General features: G+C 64.9%; 4 protein-coding genes and 1 pseudogene. All 5 read right to left on the minus strand.

The features are described from left to right. A pseudogene (locus tag H7A76_RS32010) lies at positions 1-210 on the minus strand (transcriptional regulator); the annotation flags it as partial. Between the two features lie 40 nt (positions 211-250). Continuing rightward, positions 251-2554 (minus strand): PqiB family protein, encoded by a 2304-nt coding sequence (locus H7A76_RS32015; protein ID WP_185702213.1) that lies wholly within the window; start codon positions 2552-2554, stop codon positions 251-253. Next, positions 2547-3167 (minus strand): paraquat-inducible protein A, encoded by a 621-nt coding sequence (locus tag H7A76_RS32020; protein WP_185702214.1) that lies wholly within the window; start codon positions 3165-3167, stop codon positions 2547-2549. Before H7A76_RS32020 ends, H7A76_RS32015 begins: the two co-directional genes overlap by 8 nt. Positions 3168-3225: 58 nt before the next feature. Continuing rightward, the gene (locus H7A76_RS32025; RefSeq protein ID WP_185702215.1) at positions 3226-4665 is read right to left on the minus strand and encodes an efflux transporter outer membrane subunit; all 1440 of its coding nucleotides are present in this window, start codon (positions 4663-4665) and stop codon (positions 3226-3228) included. 5 nt (positions 4666-4670) lie between these two features. Next, the coding region (locus tag H7A76_RS32030; RefSeq protein ID WP_185702216.1) for an efflux RND transporter permease subunit at positions 4671-6552 on the minus strand (1882 nt) is incomplete at its 5' end.

A 6552-nucleotide genomic window follows, 5' to 3' on the forward strand; every position in this document is an offset into this window, starting at 1 on the left:
TGGCCAGAACGTCTCGGCCTGCTCGCTATCGAGTTCCATGTTGGCCTCCACCATGCGCTTGCGCTTGTAGTTGATGGTCTCGATCTGGTTCTTGATCTTCTCCTTGTTCTCACTCATCACCTGCCGTACCGAAGGCATAGGCTCCTGAGCCTGGGCGGCAAACACACAGCCGACGGTGAGGAACGCGAGAGCAATAAAACGCCTGGACATGGATTAACTCCTTTTTGCATTGACTTGAAAATGAGCGCGCTCACTGCGCGGCTTCCTTGAGCGAAATCTTCGGCGCCCACTCCAGCCATTGTTCGTCGACGGCATCGAACAGGGCGAAGGTCTGCCCCGGCTTGGCCGCTTCGCCCATTTGCCCGTTGTCTGGCGTGGCAAACGCGATACCGCCGGCCACCAGGGCTTCCAGGGACTCGGTGCGTACCGAAACGCCCTTGAACAAACCGGCCTCGATGCCCACGCCGCTGGCGTTCCAGAAGCGGCTGCCAGTACGCACCAGCGGTGCATAACGCGGCTCGATGAGGATACTGATCAGCACCCGGTCCGCCTGCTGGCCCAGGTTCAGGTCGATGACCTTGCCCACCGGCATCTTGCGATAGGTCACCGGGCTGCCGAGCTTGATCGAGCCCTTGTCCGCAGCGCTCAGGGTCAGCCGCAGGCCGCTGCCGCTCCCGAGCAGGTTCGGCGCCTCGGCCAGGGTCTGGAAGCGCGTCTGCCGCTCGCCCGGGCGACTGCTGGCCAGGGCCTCGATGTAGGGGCCGCTGACCAGGGTGCCGAGGTGTTCCGTACGCAACAGGCCGAGTGCCGGCCGTACGACCCAGAAGCGCGTGCCGCTGCGGGCGAACGACTCGCCGTTGGCCCCCAGGCGCGCCTTGAGCAGCACCCCGGACAGGTCATTCTTCAAGCCGATGCCCTCGACCTTGCCGATCACCAACCCCTTGAACCGAATCGGCGTCCCTTCGCGCAGGCCCTCGGCGTCTTCGACGCTCAGCTGGATCTCCACGCCCCGGGCCATGGCCGCCTCTTCGCTGTCATAGAGAGCGAAGCGGCGATCCTTGCCCGAGGACGACGCCTTGGGGTCCAGGGTGTCAAAGGAAATACCGCCATTGATCAAGGTCTGCAGCGACTCGCTCTTGAGCTTGACCCCGCTGAAGTCACCGCTCAGGGTCACGCCACTGGCGTTCCAGAAGCGCGTGGAGCTGTTCACCAGCCGCGCATGCTCGGGCTCGACATGCACCCCGATCATCACTTGCTGGTTGTCCGCCGACAGCTGGTAGCTCTGCACGCTACCGACGCGGATCTGCCGGTAGAGCACCGGCGCCCCGACCTCCACCGAACCCCGGCGGTCGCTGGTCAGCACCAGGTGCAGGCCCGGCACGTTCATGTCCATGGGTGGCGCCTTGGAGCGGGCGCTAAATTCGCGCTGCGGCGCCCCGCTCTTGGCGAAACGCACGCCGATGTAGTTGCCCTTGACCAGGGCATCCAGGCCGGTGATCCCGGCCAGGGAGATATTCGGCTTTACGGTCCAGAACTCGGTGCCCTCCAGCAACAGGGCCTCGACCCGTGGATCCATCGCCAGCTCGGCGGTGGCGCCACTGAAGTCCTGGTTCATGTCGACGGTCTTGACCAGGCCGACCTGCACGCCGTTATAGATGACTGGCGTGCGCCCCGGCTCGATCTCGCTCAGGTCCTTCATCTTCAGCTTCACCCGCAGGCCGACCTGGGCCGCGTCGTAGTCCTCGTACAGGCGAAACGGCTTGGTCGGATCGGTGGGTGGGCTGTCGCGGTGGTTGTCCGCCGTGGCGAAGGAGATACCGCCCGCGGCCAGGGTCAGCAGCGACTCGCTGCGCACCTTGAAGCCCGACAGGCCACCGGAGATCGAGATGCCGCTGGCGTTCCAGAAGCGCGTGTGCTTGCGCACCAGGTCGGCGTACGCCGGCTCGATGTGGACCTTGATCTCGATGGTGCGCTGGTCCTCGGCGAGCTGGAAGTGCTTCACCTGGCCCACCAGGATCTGCTTGTAGAACACCGGGCTGCCCTGCTCCAGGGAACCCAGCCGGTCGGCCTTGAGGGTGATGTGCAGGCCAGGCACCTGCTCGGACATCGGTGGCGGTTCCTTGAGGGCGGTAAATGAATCTACGCCCCCGTCTCCCTTCACCGGATCCACCGCGATATAGACGCCGGACACAAGTGTCTCCAAACCGGTCACGCCCGCCAGGGACACCCGCGGCTTGACCAACCAGAAACGCGTGTCGTGGTTAAGGTACTCCTGTGCCTCCTTGGTCATTTCGATCGAGGCCACTACGCCCTTGATGTCCTCGCTGACATTCAAGTCGATCACCTTGCCGACCGAGATGCCCTTGTACAGCACCTCGGTCTTCTTGGCCTGGATACCGTCGCCGCTCTCGAAGCGGACCTGGATGACCGGGCCGGCCTCGTCGTAGGCACGCCAGCCCAGCCACGCACCGATGACCAGGGCCACCAAGGGCAGGATCCAAATCGCCGACCAGTTGGAGGCCGGGTGTTTCTTGGGGACGGGCAAATCACTCATTTTCTTTGTCCAAGGGGGTGTTGTCCCAGATCAGCCGGGGATCGAAAGTCACAGCGGCCAGCATGGTCAGTACCACCACGCTGGCGAAGGCGGCGGCGCCGAGGTTGGCCTCGATGCGCGCCAGGTTGCCGAAGTTCACCAACGCCACCAGGATGGCGATGACGAAAATGTCGAGCATCGACCAGCGCCCCACCCATTCGATGAAGCGGTACATGATGATCCGCTGGCGGGCGGACATCCGTTGCTGGCGCTGCACCGAATAAAGCAGCAGCGCGATGCCCACCAGCTTGAAGGTCGGCACCACGATGCTGGCCACGAATACCACCAGGGCGATGGGGATCATGCCCAGCTGCAGCAGGCTGACCACCCCGCTCATGATGGTGGCCGGCGCGCCCTTGCCGAAAATGCTGACGGTCATGATCGGCAGCAGGTTGGCCGGGATGTAGAGCAACATGGCGCTGATCAGCAAGGCCCAGGTCCGCCTGATGCTGTCGGGGCGGCGCACATGCAAGAGCGCCCGGCAACGACTGCAACGCGCGGGCTGCTGGTCGTCGATGGGATTGAGTTGATGACATTCGCCGCAGACCTGGATGCCGGCATCGATTGCACGCATCGTTAATCTCCTTGACCGGCACCTGCCCAGGAGAACCCAAGCAGGCGCCGGCGTTCACTTAAGGGGGCGTCTGGTGTTGCGCCAGTTGCTGGCCCTGGTTGTCCTGCCAGCCACCGCCCAGGGAGCGGAACAGGTCCACCAGGGCGATCTGCCGTTGAGTGCTGACGTCGATGAACGCCGTCTCGTTGGCAAAGTTGTTGCGCTGGGCGTCCAGGTAACGCAGGTGGCTGTCGATGCCGCCTTCATAGCGAGCCTTGGCCAGCTTCAGCGATTCGTTGCTGGTATTGGCCAGGGCCCCGCGTGCCTGTTCCTCGCGGCGCAGGGTGTCGGTGGCCGCCAGGGCGTCCGCCACTTCGCGAAACGCCGTCTGGATCGTGCCCTCGTAGGCCGCCACCGCCGAGTCCTTGCGCGCCTCGGCCAGGCTGAGCCCGGCACGATTGCGCCCGCCATCGAAGATCGGCAGCGACAGGGTCGGGATGAAGCTCCAGGAGCGCGAGCCGCCATCGAACAGGCCAGACATTTGCGCGCTGGAGGTGCCGAAGCTGCCGGTCAAGGTGATCCGCGGGAAGAACGCCGCCCGCGCAGCGCCGATATCGGCATTGCGCGCTTGCAAACGGTGTTCGGCGGCGAGGATGTCCGGCCGGCGCTCGATCAGCGACGAAGGCGAGCCGGCGGCGATGTCTTGCACCAGCAGCGGCTGCTCCGATGGCTTCTCGGGAATCGCCTTGGCCGCATCGGCGGTGCCCAGCAACAGCACCAGGGCATTGAAGGCCTGTTGCTTCTGGCGCAGTGCGGCCTCCTCGTCGGCCCGGGACTGTTCCACCAGGCCCAGGGCTTCCTGGTAGTCCAGTGCGGTGGCGTTACCCACCGCACGGTGCCGGCTGATCAGGGCGAAGGAGTATTCGCGGCTGACCAGGGTCTGCTGGGTCAGGGCCAGGCGGCGCTGGGCGCCGTCATGAACCAGGTAGGCCTGGGTGACCTCGGCGATCAGCGCGATGCGCGCCGCGCGCCCGGCCTCCTCGGTGGCCAGGTACTGCTGCAATGCGGCATCGCTGAGGCTCTTGACCCGACCGAACAGGTCGACTTCGTACTCCGGCAGCGACAGGCCGACCTGATAGGTACTGGCCACGCCGGCCCGGCCACTGCTGGACAGGTCCGACGGCAGGCGCTGGCGGTTGCCCGAGGCGCCTGCGTTCAGTCCCGGGATGCGATCGGCCCGCTGGATGCGGTACTGCGCGCGGGCTTGTTCGATGTCCAGCAAGGTCTGGCGCAACGAACGGTTGTTGTCCAGGGCGGTGCCGACCAACTTGCGCAACTGCGGATCGACAATGAAGCTCCGCCAATCCAGTTCGCTAGCCTGGCGTCCCTGCTGGGCGGCCGCGCCGCTCCAGCTATCGGCAACGGGCGCGGCCGGGCGCTCGTAGGTCGGGGCCATGGAGCAGCCTCCCAGGGCCAGGGCGATCAGCAGCGCCGATACGGTAAAAACTGCGGTACGCATGCTGATCACTCCTGGGTCAGGGCTGGTTGTTCAGGGGCTGGCCGCTTGGTGCGCAGCACCGACAGCAGCCAGACGAAGCAGATCGGCACGAACAACACGCCCAGGAAGGTGGCGCTGAGCATTCCGCCGATCACCCCGGTCCCGATGGCGCGCTGGCTGGCCGCACCGGCACCGGTGGCGATGGCCAGGGGCACCACGCCGAGGATGAAGGCCATGGAGGTCATGATGATCGGACGAAAGCGCAGGCGAGCGGCCTCGATGGCGGCGTCACGCAGGCTGTAGCCCTTCTCCCACAACTCCTTGGCGAACTCGACGATGAGGATCGCGTTCTTCGCCGACAGGCCGATGATGGTGATCAGGCCGACCTTGAAGTACACGTCGTTGGGCATGCCCATGAAGATCACCGCCAGGACCGCACCCACGGCGCCGATCGGAACGATCAGCATCACCGACAGCGGGATCGACCAGCTTTCGTACAGGGCCACCAGCAACAGGAACACCACCAGGATCGCCAGGGCGAACAAACCCGATGCCTGGCCGGCAGAGACCTTCTCCTGGTAGGACAGGCCGGTCCACTCGTAGCCGATGCCCTTGGGCAGTTGCGACGCCAGTTGCTCCAGTTCGGCCATGGCCTGGCCGGTGCTGTAGCCTGGACCTGCGTCACCGACGATGCGGATCGACGGATAGCCGTTGTAGCGCACCAGTTGCACCGGCCCCTCTTCCCACTTGCTGCTGACGAAGGCGCTGAGCGGTACCTGGTCGCCCTTGTTGTTGGGCACGTACAGCTGGAGCACGCTTTCCGGGGTCATCCGCGCGCCCTGCTCGGCCTGGATCACCACCCGTTGCTGGCGACCGGCGTTGGTGAAGTCGTTGACCACATTGGAGCCGAAAGCCGAGGACAAGGTAGAGCTGATGGTTTCGAAGTTGACGCCTTGGGCTCGGGCTTTTTCACGGTCGATCACCAGGCGCAACTGCGGCGCCTCGGCCAGGCCTTCCATCATGCCGTAGAGGAATTTCGGGTTGCCGTTGACCTGGCTCAGCAGCGTATCCCGGGCTTGCAGCAAGGCCTCCCGGCCCAGCCCGCCACGGTCCATCAAGCGCAAAGCGAAGCCGCCGGAGTTGCCCAGGCCGTCGATGGGTGGTGGCGAAACGCCCATGACGGTGCCATCGCTCGGCAGCGCGAAATGCTCGTTCAACGCCGCTACTTCGGCAGCAGCAGACTCGTCCTTGCCGCGTACCGACCAATCCTTGAAAACCGGGAATGCGAGTGCCGCGTTGTCGCCCTGGCCGGAGAAACTGAAGCCGGAAATGAGAAAGACCGACTCCACTGCATCGCGCTTTTTAAGGTACTGCTCCAGCTCCTTGCCAGTGGTATCGGTACGCATGCGGCTGGCGCCGGGCGGCAGTTGCACGTCGACGATCATGTAGCCCAGGTCCTCGCTCGGGACGAAGGCTTCCGGCAGGCGCAAGTAGGTGTAGCCCAGCAGAGCGACGATACCGGCGTACACCAGCATGAAACGCCCGGCACGCTTGACCAGCCCGGAACTGAGCACCGAGTAGCGCTCGGTGACGCGGGCGAAGCCACGGTTGAAGGCACCGAAGAAACCGCGCTTCTCGTGATGGCCTTCAGGGATCGGCTTGAGCAACGTGGCGCACAGCGCCGGGGTGAAGGTCAGGGCCAGGAAGCCGGAGAACAGGATCGAGATCGCCAGGGATACCGAGAACTGCTGGTAGATGACGCCCACCGAACCGCTCATGAACGCCAGCGGCATGAACACCGCGGACAGCACCAGGGTGATGCCGACGATGGCGCCGGATACCTGCTTCATCGCCTTGATCGTCGCCTCGGTCGGGGACAGGCCCTCCTCGGCCATGATCCGCTCGACG

The organism is Pseudomonas sp. MSSRFD41 (assembly GCF_014230245.1).
Taxonomy (GTDB): domain Bacteria; phylum Pseudomonadota; class Gammaproteobacteria; order Pseudomonadales; family Pseudomonadaceae; genus Aquipseudomonas; species Aquipseudomonas piscis.